General features: G+C 61.1%; 6 protein-coding genes and 2 rRNA genes. 7 read left to right on the top strand and 1 reads right to left on the bottom strand.

The genetic code is table 11. The features are described 5' to 3' along the window. Positions 1-6: 6 nt before the first annotated feature. Together ACX5I4_RS02895 and ACX5I4_RS02900 are read left to right on the top strand one after the other, a co-directional pair. On the top strand, positions 7-534 hold the full coding sequence (locus ACX5I4_RS02895) for a guanyl-specific ribonuclease (RefSeq protein ID WP_461835316.1): 528 nt from the start codon (positions 7-9) through the stop codon (positions 532-534). A 7-nt stretch (positions 535-541) separates the two neighbouring features. Further along, positions 542-901 carry a barstar family protein gene (locus tag ACX5I4_RS02900; RefSeq protein ID WP_461835317.1) on the top strand — a complete coding sequence of 120 codons (360 nt, stop codon included), beginning with the start codon at positions 542-544 and terminating at the stop codon, positions 899-901. Positions 902-941: 40 nt separating this feature from the next. Here the strand turns inward: ACX5I4_RS02900 and glgP are convergent, their stop codons facing one another. Beyond that, positions 942-3,560: an alpha-glucan family phosphorylase gene (glgP, locus tag ACX5I4_RS02905; protein WP_461835318.1), complete on the bottom strand. Its 2,619-nt coding sequence runs from the start codon at positions 3,558-3,560 to the stop codon at positions 942-944. A 131-nt stretch (positions 3,561-3,691) separates the two neighbouring features. On the opposite strand from glgP, the gene ACX5I4_RS02910 reads away from it, so the two are divergent. The 5 genes from ACX5I4_RS02910 to ACX5I4_RS02930 all read left to right on the top strand — a co-directional run bounded on the left by ACX5I4_RS02910 (position 3,692) and on the right by ACX5I4_RS02930 (position 16,940). Further along, on the top strand, positions 3,692-5,770 hold the full coding sequence (locus tag ACX5I4_RS02910; protein ID WP_461835319.1) for an alpha-1,4-glucan--maltose-1-phosphate maltosyltransferase: 2,079 nt from the start codon (positions 3,692-3,694) through the stop codon (positions 5,768-5,770). Positions 5,771-5,775: 5 nt separating this feature from the next. Then, entirely contained in the window at positions 5,776-7,572 is a 1,797-nt protein-coding gene (gene treS, locus ACX5I4_RS02915) for a maltose alpha-D-glucosyltransferase (protein WP_461835320.1), read from the top strand. 1 nt (position 7,573) lies between these two features. Beyond that, positions 7,574-11,248, top strand: coding sequence for a 1,4-alpha-glucan branching enzyme (locus ACX5I4_RS02920; RefSeq protein WP_461835321.1), 3,675 nt, complete (start codon positions 7,574-7,576; stop codon positions 11,246-11,248). Positions 11,249-11,746: 498 nt separating this feature from the next. Further along, positions 11,747-13,269: ribosomal RNA gene (locus ACX5I4_RS02925) — 16S ribosomal RNA — on the top strand. A 536-nt stretch (positions 13,270-13,805) separates the two neighbouring features. After that, a 23S ribosomal RNA gene (locus ACX5I4_RS02930) occupies positions 13,806-16,940 on the top strand. The 16S and 23S rRNA genes sit together here, the layout of an rRNA operon. The last annotated feature ends 16 nt before the right edge of the window (positions 16,941-16,956 follow it).

A 16,956-nucleotide genomic window follows, 5' to 3' on the forward strand; every position in this document is an offset into this window, starting at 1 on the left:
GCACCGATGAGTAGGAACAGAAGCCGGCTGCTGTTGACCCTGGCCGGGCTGGTGATTGCCGCCGTCGTGCTTGTATTCGCAGTGGTTAGCGGCGCTGTGGTGAGCGGAACAGCGGTTAATGGCACAGCGGTTAATGGCACAGGACCGAAGGGCGCCGACGTCGCTACCTCCAGTCCCCGAACTGGCGCAACCGCAGCACCGGTGCGGTCTTCGGCGGCAGCAAGCGCTGCAACCGCGACAAACACGTCTGGCCTGCAGGCAGTGAACGCATCCCAACTGCCGAAGGAGGCCCAGCAAACGCTGGCCCTCATCGCAAAGGGAGGCCCATATCCTTACGAGCGCGATGGCATCAACTTCGGAAATTTCGAAGGCTTGCTCCCCAAGAAGGCCAGCGGCTTCTATCAGGAATACACGGTCAAGACACCAGGGGAATCGGACCGGGGCGCGCAGCGGATCATCACGGGCAAGGACGGCGGGAAGTTCTACACACCGGATCACTACGCTACATTCAAGTTCATCGTCGAAGGCAAGTAGGGACACCATGAAGATCTATTCCGCAGACACGTGGACACTGGAAGAACTGCAGGAGCAAGTGTCCGACGCCGGCCGCCGCACCGTGATGGTGCCGCCGGCGGCAAGCAAGCAGGCCGTCTTGGAAGTGTTCGGCCAGGTGCTCGATTTCCCCGAGTACTACGGCGTGAACCTCGATGCGCTCAACGATTCACTCCACGATTTCGCAGACAGTTTGTCCGAGGATGACCAGCCACCCGTCACCCTGATTTGGCAGGTCCCGGCGGCCTACCGCACGGACCGGTCCTTCGGGGTGGTTTGCGAAATCCTCCAGGACGCCGAGTCCTACTCCGGGCGGGACATCGCCGTCATCGCGGTCTTCCAGCACTAACGCGACTGGCCGGGCGGGCGATGCCCACCCGGCCTTGTCACTACGCGTTGACGATCAGCCCCAGTTCGGCCTTCGATGCCAGTGAGGGATGCTTCGGGAACACGCGGACGGTGTAGCCGAAGGATCCGGAGCGGTTGATCAGGATGGAGCCGGTGAACAGGTGGCGCCCGTTGCCGAGGTCCTCGAAAGAGCTCAGTTCGGCCACGGTGATGTCCTCCAGCTCATCGCTTTCTTCGGCCCGCCCATAGGCCACCTCCACGTTGACGTCGTCCGGTGTCAGTGTGTGCAGCGCGATGTAGGCGTTGACCTGGAGGGTGTCGCCGATCTGCGGCTCTTCCGAGACGCCCACGGAATCGACGTGTTCCACGATCAGCTGCGGCCAGGCGTTGCGGATCTTGGTGATCCAGGCCGCCAGTTCCTTCGCTTCCTTGAATGAACCCGCTACCGCACGGCGTCCCGACTCTGCCGCAGGGCGGTACAGGTTGTTCACGTAGTCCTGGAGCATGCGTTCGGCCGAGACCGCGGGGCCGAGGTGGGCCAGGGTGTGCTTGATCATGGAGACCCAGTGCGTCGGGATGGTTTCCGGGCCGGACTGGGAGGGACCCGCGGCGCCGGCGTGCTCGGAGACCGTGGAACCGTAGAAGCGCGGGGCCACCTGGGTTTCCAGGAGTTCGTAGAGGGCCGCGGCTTCGATGTCGTCGCGTTCGGAGGGGGACGCGTCGTTGTTGGCGGTGGGGATCGCCCAGCCGTTCTCGCCGTCGTACATTTCGTCCCACCAGCCATCCAGCACGGACAGGTTCAGGGATCCGTTGATGGCCGCCTTCATGCCGGAGGTGCCGCAGGCCTCCAGGGGCCGGAGCGGGTTGTTCAGCCACACGTCGCAGCCCGGGAACAGGGTGCGGGCCATGGCGATGTCGTAGTTGGGCAGGAACACGATCCGGTGCCGGACGGCGGGGTCGTCGGTGAACTTCACCAGGTCCTGGATCATTTTCTTCCCGGCGTCGTCCGCCGGGTGGGACTTGCCGGCGATGACCAGCTGGATGGGGTGTTTCTCGTCCAGCAGCAGCGCCTTCAGCCGTGCGGGGTCCCGGAGCATGAGGGTGAGCCGCTTGTAGGTGGGCACGCGCCGGGCGAAGCCGATCGTCAGCACGTCCGGGTCCAGCACGGTGTCCGTCCAGCCCAGCTCCGCATCCGCGGCGCCGCGCTTCTTCCACGCGGCCCGGAGCCGGCGACGGACATCCTCCACCAGGGATACGCGAAGCTCCCGGCGAAGCCTCCACACGTCCTCGTCGCTGACGTTGTAGGCAAGGTCCCAGCGGCCCAAGGCCTCGGCCTCTGACCCGAACTGCTGGCGGGCCAACGCGGAGATGCGCGGATCCACCCATGAAGGCACGTGGACGCCGTTGGTGACCGAGGTGATGGGGACTTCGGAGTGGTCGAAGCCTGGCCAGAGCCCGGAGAACATCTCGCGGGAGACCACCCCGTGCAGCTTGGCCACCCCGTTGGCCCGCTGCGCCAGGCGCAGGCCCATGACGGCCATGTTGAACACCGCGGGATTGCCGCCCTCGTAGTTCTCCCGGCCCAGTTCCAGGACCTTGTCCACCGGAACATCCGGGGCCAGGCCGGCCTCGAAGAAGTGCCTGATCTGCACGGCCTCGAAGCGGTCGATCCCGGCCGGCACCGGGGTGTGCGTGGTGAACACCGTGGACGCACGCCCGGCGGCCAGGGCCTCGGACCAGCTCAGCGGCGCCTCCGCGGACATCAGCTCCTGGATCCTTTCGACGCCCAGGAACCCGGCGTGGCCCTCGTTGGTGTGGAACACCTCCGGAGCCGGGGTGCCCGTGAGGCGCTGGTGGACGCGCAGCGCCTTCACCCCGCCCATGCCCAACAGCAGTTCCTGCTGCAGGCGGTGGTCACCGCCCCCGCCGTAGAGGCGGTCCGTGATCCCCCGGGCAGCGTCGTCGTTCGCCGGAACGTTCGAATCGAGCAGCAGCAGCGGAACGCGCCCGACGTCGGCACGCCAGATGTGCGCGTTGAGCTTGCGTCCGTTGGGCAGCGGCAGGGAGATCAAGACCGGCTTGCCGGTGCCGTCCTCCGACGGTTCGCGCAGCAGCGTCAGCGGCAGTCCGTCAGGGTCCAGCACCGGATACGTTTCCTGCTGCCAGGCGTCCCGGGAAAGGGACTGCTTGAAATAGCCGGCCTGGTACAGCAGCCCGACGCCGATCAGCGGCACACCCAGGTCCGAAGCGGCCTTCAAGTGGTCCCCGGCCAGGATGCCCAGGCCCCCGGAGTACTGCGGAAGCACCTCCGTGATGCCGAACTCAGGCGAGAAATAGGCGATGCACGCCGGAGCGTCCGGACCCAGGCCCTGGTACCAGCGCGGCTCACTCAGGTACCGGTCAAGATCCGCCGCGGCGTGCTGGACACGCTCAACGAGATCGTTGTTGGAGGCAAGTTGGTACAGTTGCTCACGGCCTATTGACCCAAGAAGACTAATGGGATCATGGCGGCTCTCCTCCCACAATTCGTGGTCGAGGCTCGCAAAGAGTTCGCGGGTAGGCCGGTGCCAAGACCAGCGCAGGTTCGTCGCGAGACGCGCCAGCGGCCGGATCGGCTCAGGGAGCAGGGTACGGACTGTAAACCTTCGAATTGCCTTCACGAGCGCCACACTAATCCACTCGGTGGACGGCAGGAACAGCTTTCGGTTTCTTTTAGGTAAATGACACATTGCGCCGAAGAGTCTGGGGCACCCCTTCGCAAAATGTGATTTTTCTCGCTAACGTCGAGGTTGTGACCACTACCGCAACACCGCGATCCAGCTCAGCATCCAAGTCCAAGCAGAAGGCCGGTATCACCGAAGGTCTCAGATTCGGCAGGTTCCCCATCACGGCCGTGCAGCCCGTGATCGAGGAAGGCCGGTTCCCGGCCAAGGCCTTGCCGGGCGAAGACCTTGTGGTAGGCGCCACGGTTTTCCGTGAGGGCCACGACCAGCTTGGGGTGAGCGCCATTTTGCTGGACCCCAAAGGCAAGGAGCGCCAGCGTGTCCGGCTCGCGCCGGCACCGGGCGAGCGTGGCAAGGGAACCGACCGCTGGGAGGGATTGCTGACCCCGACGACGCCGGGAGCGTGGACCTTCGCGATCGAGGCCTGGCACGACCGCTACGGCACGTGGCATCACAACGCCGAAGTAAAGGTTGAAGCCGGCATCGACGTCGAACTGATGCTCGCCGAAGGCGTCGCGCTCCTAGCGGAAGCGGCCAGCGAGAACTCGCGCAGCGCCGCGGACAAGCGCACCCTCCGTGCCGCCTCTGAAGTGCTCGCCGATACGTCGAAGACTGCGGAAGAACGCCTGGCCGCTGGTTTCAGCGCAGAGGTCGCAGCCGTCGTCGAGCGCCAGCCGATCCGTGAAATGGTGACCGTCTCGGAACAGTACCCGCTCCTGGTGGAGCGTGACCTTGCCGGCCGCGGAGCCTGGTACGAATTCTTCCCACGTTCCGAAGGAGCCGTTTTCGACCCCGCCACGGGAACATGGACATCGGGCAACTTCACGACCGCGGCCAAGCGGCTCGATGCCGTCGCGGACATGGGCTTCGATGTCATCTACATGCCGCCCATCCACCCCATTGGTTTCCAGCACCGGAAGGGTCGCAACAACACCCTGACTCCTGGTCCGCAGGATCCCGGATCGCCGTGGGCCATTGGATCGAAGGACGGCGGCCACGACGCCATTCACCCGGAACTTGGATCGTTCGAGGATTTCGACGCGTTTGTGGCTCGAGCCAATGAGTTGGGACTTGAGGTGGCGCTGGACCTTGCGCTCCAGGCCGCGCCGGATCATCCCTGGGTGAAGACCAACCCGGAATGGTTCACTACCCGCGTGGACGGCAGCATTGCCTACGCAGAGAACCCGCCGAAGAAGTACCAGGACATCTATCCCCTGAACTTCGACAACGATCCCGCTGGCTTGTCCAAGGAAATCCTGCGGATCGTCTTCCTATGGGTCAGCCACGGCGTGAAGATCTTCCGGGTGGACAACCCGCACACCAAACCGGTGTGGTTCTGGGAATGGCTGATCGGCAAGGTGAACAAGAAGTACCCCGACGTCGTTTTCCTCGCCGAGGCGTTCACCCGCCCCGCCATGATGCACGCCCTCGGCCGGGCGGGCTTCCAGCAGTCCTACACCTACTTCACGTGGCGGAACACCAAAACCGAATTGGAATCCTATTTCAATGAGGTCAGCCACGTTTCCCCGGCGTACTTCAGGCCAAATTTCTTCGTGAACACCCCGGACATCCTCACCGAATACCTCCAGTACGGCGGTCCGGCTGCGTTCCGCATCCGCGCCGCACTGGCAGCCACCGCTAGCCCGCTCTGGGGCGTCTACGCCGGATTCGAGCTGTACGAGCACGTGGCACGTCCGGGTGCCGAAGAGTACATCGACAACGAGAAATACGAGTTCAAGGACCGCGACTGGGATGCCGCGGCAGCGTCCGGGCACAGTCTTACCCCTTACATCACGCGGCTTAACGCCATCCGGAAGGCCCACCCAGCCTTGGGTGATCTGCAGAACCTGACCTTGCACCACAGCACGGATGACGCCACCATCGTGTTCTCCAAGCACAAGACCTTGCCTGACGGCAGCAAGGACACCTTGATCATTGTGGTCAACGTCGATCCCCACGGCACCAGGGAAAGCACCGTGACCCTGGATCTGTCCGCCCTTTCGCTGGATCCAGCCGACTTCACCGCCAACGGCAGGTTCTGGGTGGATGATTTGGTCAGCGGCGAAAGCTGGGAGTGGGGCGAGTACAACTACGTCCGGCTGGACGCCCATGTAGAACCGGCACACATTCTCAGTATCCGGAGGTAGCCTTAGTGAGCTTTAATCCGCAGGGTCAGAGTCAGTACTTCACGCCGAAGAACACTTTCGAGCTGAACGCCCCGGGTCTTCAACATGACCCTCATTGGTATCGGAAGGCTGTTTTCTACGAGGTGCTGGTGAGGGCCTTCGCGGATGCCAACGGCGACGGTTCGGGCGACTTCCATGGTCTGATCGAAAAGCTGGATTATCTGCAGTGGCTGGGAGTGGACTGCTTGTGGCTGCCGCCGTTCTTCGACTCGCCCCTGCGCGACGGCGGCTACGACATTTCCGACTACACGTCCGTGCTGGACGAGTTCGGCACCATCAGCGACTTCAAACGGCTCGTAGCCGAAGCGCACGCGAGGGGTGTCAGGGTCATTATCGACCTCCCGCTGAACCACACTTCGGACCAGCACCCCTGGTTCCAGGAATCACGCAAGAACCCGGACGGCCCGTATGGCGATTTCTACGTCTGGAGCGACACCGACGAGAAGTACCAGGACGCGCGCATCATCTTCGTGGACACGGAAGAGTCGAACTGGACCTTCGATCCCATCCGCCGGCAGTTCTTCTGGCACCGCTTCTTCAGCCACCAGCCTGACCTGAACTTCGAGAATCCCAAGGTCATCGAGGCGCTCCACGATGTCGTCCGGTTTTGGCTGGACCAAGGCATTGATGGGTTCAGGGCGGACGCCATTCCGTATCTCTTCGAAGAGGAGGGCACCAATTGCGAGAACTTGCCGGCAACCCACGGTTTCCTGCGGGACCTTCGCAAAATGGTGGACGAGAACTACCCGGGCCGTGTGATCATCGCCGAAGCCAACCAACCGCCGCATGAGGTCGTGGAGTACTTCGGCACAGAGGAAGAACCGGAATGCCACATGGCGTTCCACTTTCCCATCATGCCGCGCCTGTACTACGCGCTCCGCGACCAGAAAGCTTCCCCCATCATCGAGACTTTGCGCGACACCCCGGGAATCCCGGCAGGCGCGCAATGGGGAACCTTCCTTCGCAACCACGACGAGCTGACCTTGGAAATGGTCACCGCCGACGAACGTGCCGCCATGTTGGGTTGGTACGCGCCGGACCCGCGGATGCGCGCCAACATCGGCATCAGGCGTAGGCTTGCCTCGCTACTGGACAACTCCCGCTCCGAGATCGAGCTGATCAACGCCTTGCTGCTGTCCCTGCCGGGTAGCCCCTTCTTGTACTACGGGGATGAAATCGGGATGGGGGACAACATCTGGCTTGACGATCGCGATGCCGTTCGCACGCCGATGCAATGGAACCCGGACCGCAACGCAGGCTTCTCCAGCGCCGATCCCGGAAAGCTCTACCTACCTGTCATCCAGTCACTGGTCTACAACTACAGCATGGCCAACGTCGAGGCTGAAGCTGCCCATTCGGGCTCGCTCTTGCGCTGGACCCGGCAGATCTTGAGCGTCCGGAAGAACCATGCAGCCTTCGGGCTGGGCGGCTTCAGACACGTTCCGGCAGACCATGAAGTTGTCCTTGCCTATCTGCGCGAGCTTCCGGAGAACAATCCGGAAGGCGAAGACGCCGAATCGATCCTGTGTGTTTTCAACCTGTCCCAGCATCCCGTGGCTACCACTTTGGATATCCCCGAATACGCCGGGAGGGGCCTCAGGGATGTCTTCGGGGGCCAGCCGTTCCCCGGCATTGGCAACGACGGCTCGCTGACCCTCACTCTCGGCAGCCACGACTTCTTCTGGCTCCGCGTGCGCTCGGCGGGTTCCACCGGGTCCACGCCGTACACCCAGGCCATCCCCGTGCTCTCCATTGAAGGCTGATATGAGTCTTTCGGCGCCCGCTACGGTCCTGGCACCCCTTCTCAAAGAATGGCTACCCCGGCAGCGCTGGTTTCCGGTGAAGGCAGGGGCATTCGATCTGGACTTCGTCGGCTCCTTCCAGCTCCAGCAACCTGACGCCGGGATAGGCCTGGAAGTCCGGTTGCTGTCCATCCGCTACGCTACGGCCGACGGCGGGATGCAGACTGACATCATCCAGGTACCGCTGAGCTACCGTTCTACTCCCGTAGCCGCTTTGGCGGCTGCTTTGGTGGGCCAGCTCGACGCCGATGCGCCGGTCTGGGTGTACGACGCGCCCCACGATCCTGTCTTCGTGACCGCATGGCTCGATCTCATCCAGGGTCTGGCCATGGCCGAACCCGGAGAGGGGGAATGCACCGCAAGCGGGCATTCGGTGCCTGGCGGCCTGCGCCTGCCCAGCGCCTCAGGATCCGTGCGGGTCTCCTCAGGTGAGCAGTCCAATACTTCGGTGATAGTCGACGACGGCGAGTCGGCGGCGATCGTGAAGATCTTCAGGGTGTTGTCGATCGGCAAGAACCCCGAGGTGGAAGTCGGCGCGGCCTTGACTTCGGGCGGCACCCAGGAAGTGCCCTCAACGCTCGGCTGGATTACGGGAACATGGGAGGTAAGGACACCTCTTGGCCGGCACGGCACAGCGTCAGCGGACCTCGCCGTGGCCCACGAATTTCTTGCGGGCGGGCAAGACGCTTGGCGGCTCGCCGTCAACGCCGCCGCATCCGGCACGGACTTCACCGACGAGGCCCGGCAAATGGGCCAGGCGACGGCCACCGTGCATCTGCGGCTCGCGGAAACCCTTGGAACGGCCAGGGAACGGGTTCCCGGCCAGGACATCGCCGCCGAAGTAGCCCGGCGTGTCCGCCAGTCGTGGGCGGAAGCGGGTACCGCCGTCGGGCCCCATGAGCAGCAGCTCGAGGCACTCCTGACGCAACTGTCCGGCAAGGAAGCCGGGACATTGCAGCGGATCCACGGCGACCTTCACCTTGGCCAGATCCTCTTGGTACCCGGTGCCGCGGGAGAACCGGGCCGGTGGGCGATCCTGGACTTCGAAGGGGAGCCCCTTCGGCCGATCGAACTCCGTAACATTCCGGACGTTCCCCTGCGCGACGTCGTGGGAATGTTGCGGTCCTTTGACTATGCAGCCGGCGCGGCCGTCCGCGAGAATCCCGGGGCCACGGTCCCCGCCACGTGGGTTGACGACTGCGCCGAAGCCTTCCTGGCCGGTTACAGCGACATCACCCCCGGAACTATTGACCGCCGCTCGCCGCTCTTTGTGGCATTGTGGCTGGACAAGGCCTTGTACGAGGTGATCTACGAGTTGCGGAACAGACCGGATTGGTTACCCATTCCGGTCAACGCTTCACGGCAGCTCCTCGGAAATACGAGCCCCGGCACGGATGCCGCGGCGACATCGGAAGGTAAGGAAATGACAGGCTCAGCACGTACCGAACGGCCCCGAGTCCCGCTGTATGTGGACGCCGCTACCCTTGGCCGGGTGGCCGCCGGTGCGCACCACGCCCCGCACTCTGTACTGGGTGCCCACCTTGACGATCACGGTCACGTCACCATCCGCACGGTCAAGCACCTGGCGGAGTCCGTCACGGTAGTCACCGAAGCCGGTTCCACTCCCATGACCCACGAGACCGACGGCGTCTGGGTGGCGGTCCTCGAGCCGCTGCAGCACGGCCACGTGCCGGACTATCGCCTGGAGGTCGTGTACGGCGATTCCGCCCCGATAACCGTCAATGATCCATACCACTATCTTCCAACGGTCGGCGAGGTGGACCTGCACCTCATCGGAGAAGGCCGGCATGAACGGCTCTGGGACACACTGGGCTCCCACGTCCAGCACTACCGCTCCTCACTGGGCGATGTAGACGGAGTCTCGTTCGCCGTCTGGGCGCCCAACGCGCAGGCAGTTCGCGTCAAGGGCGACTTCAACTCCTGGGACGGGCGCGAACACGCCTTGCGCTCGCTCGGCTCGTCCGGCGTCTGGGAAGTGTTCATCCCAGGCGTTGCAGCAGGGGCACGCTACAAGTTCGAACTGCTCACGAAGGCCGGCCATTGGGTGGAGAAAGCCGACCCTCTCGCCTTCGGCACGGAAGTTCCCCCCTTGACGGCATCACGCGTGGTGGAGTCCAGCTACCGGTTCAAGGACGATGCCTGGATGACGGCGCGCGCCAACAAAGATCCGCACAACTCGCCCATGAGCGTCTATGAGGTCCACCTCGGTTCCTGGCGCCTTGGCCTCGGATACAAGGAGCTGGCCAAGGACCTTGTGGAATATGTGAAATGGCTTGGCTTCACCCATGTGGAGTTCATGCCAGTGGCCGAACACCCCTTTGGTGGTTCATGGGGCTACCAAGTCACGTCCTACTTTGCTCCAACCTCCCGCTTTGGGCATCCGGACGAGTTCCGTTTCCTGGTCGATTCCCTGCACCAAGCCGGCATCGGCGTCATCCTGGACTGGGTTCCGGCGCACTTCCCGAAGGACTCATGGGCTCTTGCCCGCTTCGACGGCGAACCCCTGTACGAGCACTCGGACCCCCGGCTTGGCGAACACCCGGATTGGGGCACGCTCATCTTCGACTTCGGTCGCACCGAGGTTCGCAACTTCCTGGTCGCGAACGCCTTGTACTGGCTCGAGGAATTCCACATCGACGGCCTTCGCGTGGACGCCGTTGCCTCCATGCTCTACAGGGACTACTCCCGCGAGGACGGGGAGTGGTTCCCCAACGTTCATGGAGGGCGCGAGAACCTGGAAGCCATCTCCTTCCTCCAGGAAGTCAACGCCACCATCTACAAGACCCACCCGGGCGCCGTGACCATTGCCGAGGAATCCACGGCGTTTCCCGGCGTCACCGCCCCTACCAACCATGGTGGCCTCGGATTCGGGCTCAAGTGGAACATGGGCTGGATGCACGACTCCCTCAAGTACATCTCCGAAAACCCCGTCAACCGCCGCTGGCACCACGGCACGGTCACGTTCTCCATGGTCTACGCCTTCACGGAAAACTTCCTGCTGCCCATCAGCCACGACGAGGTAGTGCACGGCAAGGGATCCATGCTGCGAAAGATGCCCGGGGACCGTTGGCAGCAGCTTGCCAACCTGCGGGCGTTCATGGCCTACCAATGGGCGCACCCGGGCAAGCAGCTCATCTTCATGGGCACCGAATTCGGACAGGAAGCCGAATGGTCCGAACAACACGGCCTTGACTGGTTCCTCGCCGACATCCCGTCCCACCGCGGGCTGCAGCTGCTCACCCGCGAGTTGAACTCTCTGTACAGCTCGACGCCGGCCCTGCATGTGCGGGACAACGAGCCAGGCGGCTTCCAGTGGATCAACGGGGCGGACGCGGATCGCAACGTGCTCACGTTCATCCGTTGGGACCACGACGGCAACCCCCTGGTATGTGCCGTGAACTTCTCCGGAGGCCCGCACGAGGACTATGTGCTCGGAGTTCCGTCTGCCGGCGCTTGGCATGAAGTTCTCAACACTGACGCCGAGGTGTATGGCGGATCGGGTGTCATCAACGCTGGTGCACTTGCTGCCACGGCACCCGGGGCCGAAGGCCAGCCTGCAGCATTGACCGTCACCTTGCCGCCCCTCGGAGCTTCTTGGTTCAAGCCTGTGGTCTAGCGGCGCTCGCTGGCCGAATGACGGAGGGTCCGGAAGCCTTGAGTTTCCGGGCCCTTTGCGTGGAGCTCGCGGGCCACCGCTGAAGCGCAGGAAGCCGCCTTGCGGGGGCTTTGCCTCCCCGGAGAAGTGGTGGTATAGTTAGTACCCGCGCTGCTCCCCAGTGGAGATCGGTGAAGTTGACTGAGTTCCTCGTGAAAATCAAGTCAAGAACGCCGATTTGACCAGGAGGCAAGCAGCCGGTAAGTTTGTGAAGTTGCTCCGGAGCGATCCTGGACCCTTTGGTGGGTGTGGGTGGTGTCGGGTGTGTCTGTTGTTTGAGAACTCAATAGTGTGCCAAGTTTGTTGATACCGGTTTATTTTATATGAATTGGTTGAATTTTGCCGGGCCTTGTCCGCCCCTGTGGGTGGGGTCTGGTATTTTTGGCTGGTTTCAAATTTTGTGCAGCTGCTTCGACCGTTGTTTCCGGTGGTTGTGGTTGTGTCTGTTTTTGTTTTACTTCAACGGAGAGTTTGATCCTGGCTCAGGATGAACGCTGGCGGCGTGCTTAACACATGCAAGTCGAACGATGATCTCCAGCTTGCTGGGGGGATTAGTGGCGAACGGGTGAGTAACACGTGAGTAACCTGCCCTTGACTCTGGGATAAGCCTGGGAAACTGGGTCTAATACCGGATATGACCGTCTGACGCATGTCATGGTGGTGGAAAGCTTTTGCGGTTTTGGATGGACTCGCGGCCTATCAGCTTGTTGGTGGGGTAATGGCCTACCAAGGCGACGACGGGTAGCCGGCCTGAGAGGGTGACCGGCCACACTGGGACTGAGACACGGCCCAGACTCCTACGGGAGGCAGCAGTGGGGAATATTGCACAATGGGCGAAAGCCTGATGCAGCGACGCCGCGTGAGGGATGACGGCCTTCGGGTTGTAAACCTCTTTCAGTAGGGAAGAAGCGAAAGTGACGGTACCTGCAGAAGAAGCGCCGGCTAACTACGTGCCAGCAGCCGCGGTAATACGTAGGGCGCAAGCGTTATCCGGAATTATTGGGCGTAAAGAGCTCGTAGGCGGTTTGTCGCGTCTGCTGTGAAAGACCGGGGCTCAACTCCGGTTCTGCAGTGGGTACGGGCAGACTAGAGTGATGTAGGGGAGACTGGAATTCCTGGTGTAGCGGTGAAATGCGCAGATATCAGGAGGAACACCGATGGCGAAGGCAGGTCTCTGGGCATTAACTGACGCTGAGGAGCGAAAGCATGGGGAGCGAACAGGATTAGATACCCTGGTAGTCCATGCCGTAAACGTTGGGCACTAGGTGTGGGGGACATTCCACGTTTTCCGCGCCGTAGCTAACGCATTAAGTGCCCCGCCTGGGGAGTACGGCCGCAAGGCTAAAACTCAAAGGAATTGACGGGGGCCCGCACAAGCGGCGGAGCATGCGGATTAATTCGATGCAACGCGAAGAACCTTACCAAGGCTTGACATGAACCGGTAACGCCTGGAAACAGGTGCCCCGCTTGCGGTCGGTTTACAGGTGGTGCATGGTTGTCGTCAGCTCGTGTCGTGAGATGTTGGGTTAAGTCCCGCAACGAGCGCAACCCTCGTTCCATGTTGCCAGCACGTAGTGGTGGGGACTCATGGGAGACTGCCGGGGTCAACTCGGAGGAAGGTGGGGACGACGTCAAATCATCATGCCCCTTATGTCTTGGGCTTCACGCATGCTACAATGGCCGGTACAAAGGGTTGCGATACTGTGAGGTGGAGCTAATCCCAAAAAGCCGGTCTCAGTTCGGATTGGGGTCTGCAACTCGACCCCATGAAGTCGGAGTCGCTAGTAATCGCAGATCAGCAACGCTGCGGTGAATACGTTCCCGGGCCTTGTACACACCGCCCGTCAAGTCACGAAAGTTGGTAACACCCGAAGCCGGTGGCCTAACCCTTGTGGGGGGAGCCGTCGAAGGTGGGACCGGCGATTGGGACTAAGTCGTAACAAGGTAGCCGTACCGTAAGGTGCGGCTGGATCACCTCCTTTCTAAGGAGCGCCATTATCATTTCCGTGGTTGCCGCATGGTGGCCGTGGGGGTGTGTGGAAGCAAAGCCCATTGCGCAGGCGTCTGTTCTGCGGTGGGTGCTCATGGGTGGAATATCAGCAGATAGCGGCCGGTTGTTTCTTTCCTGTCCTTAGTACGGATGCTCTTTGAGTGTCCTGGAACGGTGCGGGTGGGGGGTGTCCGGTTTTCGTGTTTGGCACACTGTTGGGTCCTGAGGCAACAGGGCCATGGCCTGCGGGTGTCCTTCTTCTTTTTGGGGGGCGGTGCGGGGTGTGGGTTTGGTGTTTCCGGTTGTCCTGGCTGCATGTCCTCGTGCGTGGTGGCTGCCCCTTTTTGGTGGGGTGGCTGGTGCGGGGGTGTGGTACGGGGTTGTTGTTTGAGAACTACATAGTGGACGCGAGCATCTGACACGGGCAGGCCCTTGGGGTTTGTCTTGTGTCTACAGCAATTTCTTTTTTTGAACCCGGCCCTTCTTTTGGGGGGTCTGGTTCTCTCGAGAAGTCTTTGATTTTTGTGTGGTCAAGTTTTTAAGGGCACACGGTGGATGCCTTGGCATTAGGAGCCGAAGAAGGACGTAGGAATCTGCGATAAGCCTGGGGGAGTTGATAACCGAACTTTGATCCCAGGATGTCCGAATGGGGAAACCCCGCCAGGCGCGTTTGCGTGATCTGGTGACCCGCATCTGAACACATAGGGTGCGTGGGGGAACGCGGGGAAGTGAAACATCTCAGTACCCGCAGGAAGAGAAAACAAGAGTGATTCCGTTAGTAGTGGCGAGCGAACGCGGATGAGGCTAAACCGTTCCATGTGTGATAGCCGGCGGGCGTTGCATGGGCGGGGTTGTGGGACTTTCCGTACTGGTTCTGCCGGACCGGTGGGGTGAGAGCATGAGCATAGGTGAACGGTCTTGAAAGGCCGGCCGTAGAGGGTGTGAGCCCCGTAACCGTAATGTTGTGTGCCGCCTGGAGAGGATCCCAAGTAGCACGGGGCCCGAGAAATCCCGTGCGAATCTGTCAGGACCACCTGATAAGCCTAAATACTTCCTAATGACCGATAGCGGACCAGTACCGTGAGGGAAAGGTGAAAAGTACCCCGGGAGGGGAGTGAAACAGTACCTGAAACCGTGTGCTTACAATCCGTCGGAGCAGCCTTGTAGCTGTGACGGCGTGCCTTTTGAAGAATGAGCCTGCGAGTTAGTGTTACGTCGCGAGGTTAACCCGTGTGGGGTAGCCGTAGCGAAAGCGAGTCTGAACAGGGCGAGTGTAGTGGCGTGATCTAGACCCGAAGCGGAGTGATCTACCCATGGCCAGGTTGAAGCGACGGTAAGACGTCGTGGAGGACCGAACCCACTTCAGTTGAAAATGGAGGGGATGAGCTGTGGGTAGGGGTGAAAGGCCAATCAAACTCCGTGATAGCTGGTTCTCCCCGAAATGCATTTAGGTGCAGCGTTGCGTGTTTCTTGCCGGAGGTAGAGCTACTGGATGGCCGATGGGCCCTACAAGGTTACTGACGTCAGCCAAACTCCGAATGCCGGTAAGTGAGAGCGCAGCAGTGAGACTGTGGGGGATAAGCTTCGTAGTCGAGAGGGAAACAGCCCAGACCACCAACTAAGGCCCCTAAGCGTGTGCTAAGTGGGAAAGGATGTGGAGTTGCGAAGACAACCAGGAGGTTGGCTTAGAAGCAGCCATCCTTGAAAGAGTGCGTAATAGCTCACTGGTCAAGTGATTCCGCGCCGACAATGTAGCGGGGCTCAAGTACACCGCCGAAGTTGTGGATTTCAGACAGGGACAAGCCTTCGTGGTTCAGTCGTCTGGAGTGGTAGGGGAGCGTCGTGTGGGCGGTGAAGTCGCGGTGTAAACCAGCGGTGGAGCCTACACGAGTGAGAATGCAGGCATGAGTAGCGAAAGACGGGTGAGAAACCCGTCCGCCGAATGATCAAGGGTTCCAGGGTCAAGCTAATCTGCCCTGGGTAAGTCGGGACCTAAGGCGAGGCCGACAGGCGTAGTCGATGGACAACGGGTTGATATTCCCGTACCGGCGAAGGACCGCCCATGCCAAGCGGGGGATACTAACCGCCCGGAGCCTGCCCAAGCACCCTTGTGGTGTGCGGGTTTTGGCCGAGCGCGGGACCTGATCCCGGGAGGTAAGCGTATTAACAGGTGTGACGCAGGAAGGTAGCCGGGCCGGGCGATGGTTGCCCCGGTCTAAGGATGTAGGGTCAGCGATAGGCAAATCCGTCGCTGTGTCTTGGATGACGTTCCTGAGATCTGATGGGACCCCCGTCATGGGGGGATCCGGTGATCCTATGCTGCCTAGAAAAGCATCGGCGCGAGGTCTTAGCCGCCCGTACCCCAAACCGACACAGGTGATCAGGTAGAGAATACCAAGGCGATCGAGAGAATTATGGTTAAGGAACTCGGCAAAATGCCCCCGTAACTTCGGGAGAAGGGGGGCCCCAACCTTGAACACCGCTTGCCGGTGGGAGGGGATCGGGGCCGCAGAGACCAGGGGAAGCGACTGTTTACTAAAAACACAGGTCCGTGCGAAGTCGCAAGACGATGTATACGGACTGACTCCTGCCCGGTGCTGGAAGGTTAAGAGGACCGGTTAGCCGCAAGGCGAAGCTGAGAATTTAAGCCCCAGTAAACGGCGGTGGTAACTATAACCATCCTAAGGTAGCGAAATTCCTTGTCGGGTAAGTTCCGACCTGCACGAATGGAGTAACGACTTCCCCGCTGTCTCAACCATAAACTCGGCGAAATTGCAGTACGAGTAAAGATGCTCGTTACGCGCAGCAGGACGGAAAGACCCCGAGACCTTTACTATAGTTTGGTATTGGTGTTCGGAGTGGCTTGTGTAGGATAGGTGGGAGACGTTGAAGCCCTCACGCCAGTGGGGGTGGAGTCATCGTTGAAATACCACTCTGGTCACTTTGGACATCTAACTTCGGCCCGTGATCCGGGTCAGGGACAGTGCCTGATGGGTAGTTTAACTGGGGCGGTTGCCTCCTAAAAAGTAACGGAGGCGCCCAAAGGTTCCCTCAGCCTGGTTGGCAATCAGGTGTCGAGTGTAAGTGCACAAGGGAGCTTGACTGTGAGAGAGACATCTCAAGCAGGGACGAAAGTCGGGACTAGTGATCCGGCGGTACATTGTGGAATGGCCGTCGCTCAACGGATAAAAGGTACCTCGGGGATAACAGGCTGATCTTGCCCAAGAGTCCATATCGACGGCATGGTTTGGCACCTCGATGTCGGCTCGTCGCATCCTGGGGCTGGAGTAGGTCCCAAGGGTTGGGCTGTTCGCCCATTAAAGCGGTACGCGAGCTGGGTTTAGAACGTCGTGAGACAGTTCGGTCCCTATCCGCTGCGCGCGCAGGAAATTTGAGAAGGGCTGTCCTTAGTACGAGAGGACCGGGACGGACGAACCTCTGGTGTGTCAGTTGTACTGCCAAGTGCACCGCTGATTAGCTACGTTCGGATGGGATAACCGCTGAAAGCATCTAAGCGGGAAGCTCGCTTCAAGATGAGATTTCCAAACACCTCGTGTGTGAGAGGCCCCCAGCCAGACCACTGGGTTGATAGGCCGGATGTGGAAGACAGGACCAACGACTGTTGAAGCTGACCGGTACTAATAGGCCGACAACTTACACCACACAAACAAAACTGCTT

The organism is Arthrobacter sp. MMS24-S77 (assembly GCF_054888235.1).

Coding starts and splice junctions, on each gene's coding strand:
- ACX5I4_RS02895 (WP_461835316.1), top strand. CDS start 7: ATGAGTAGGAACAGAAGCCGGCTGCTGTTGACCCTGGCCGGGCTGGTG.
- ACX5I4_RS02920 (WP_461835321.1), top strand. CDS start 7,574: ATGAGTCTTTCGGCGCCCGCTACGGTCCTGGCACCCCTTCTCAAAGAA.
- ACX5I4_RS02900 (WP_461835317.1), top strand. CDS start 542: ATGAAGATCTATTCCGCAGACACGTGGACACTGGAAGAACTGCAGGAG.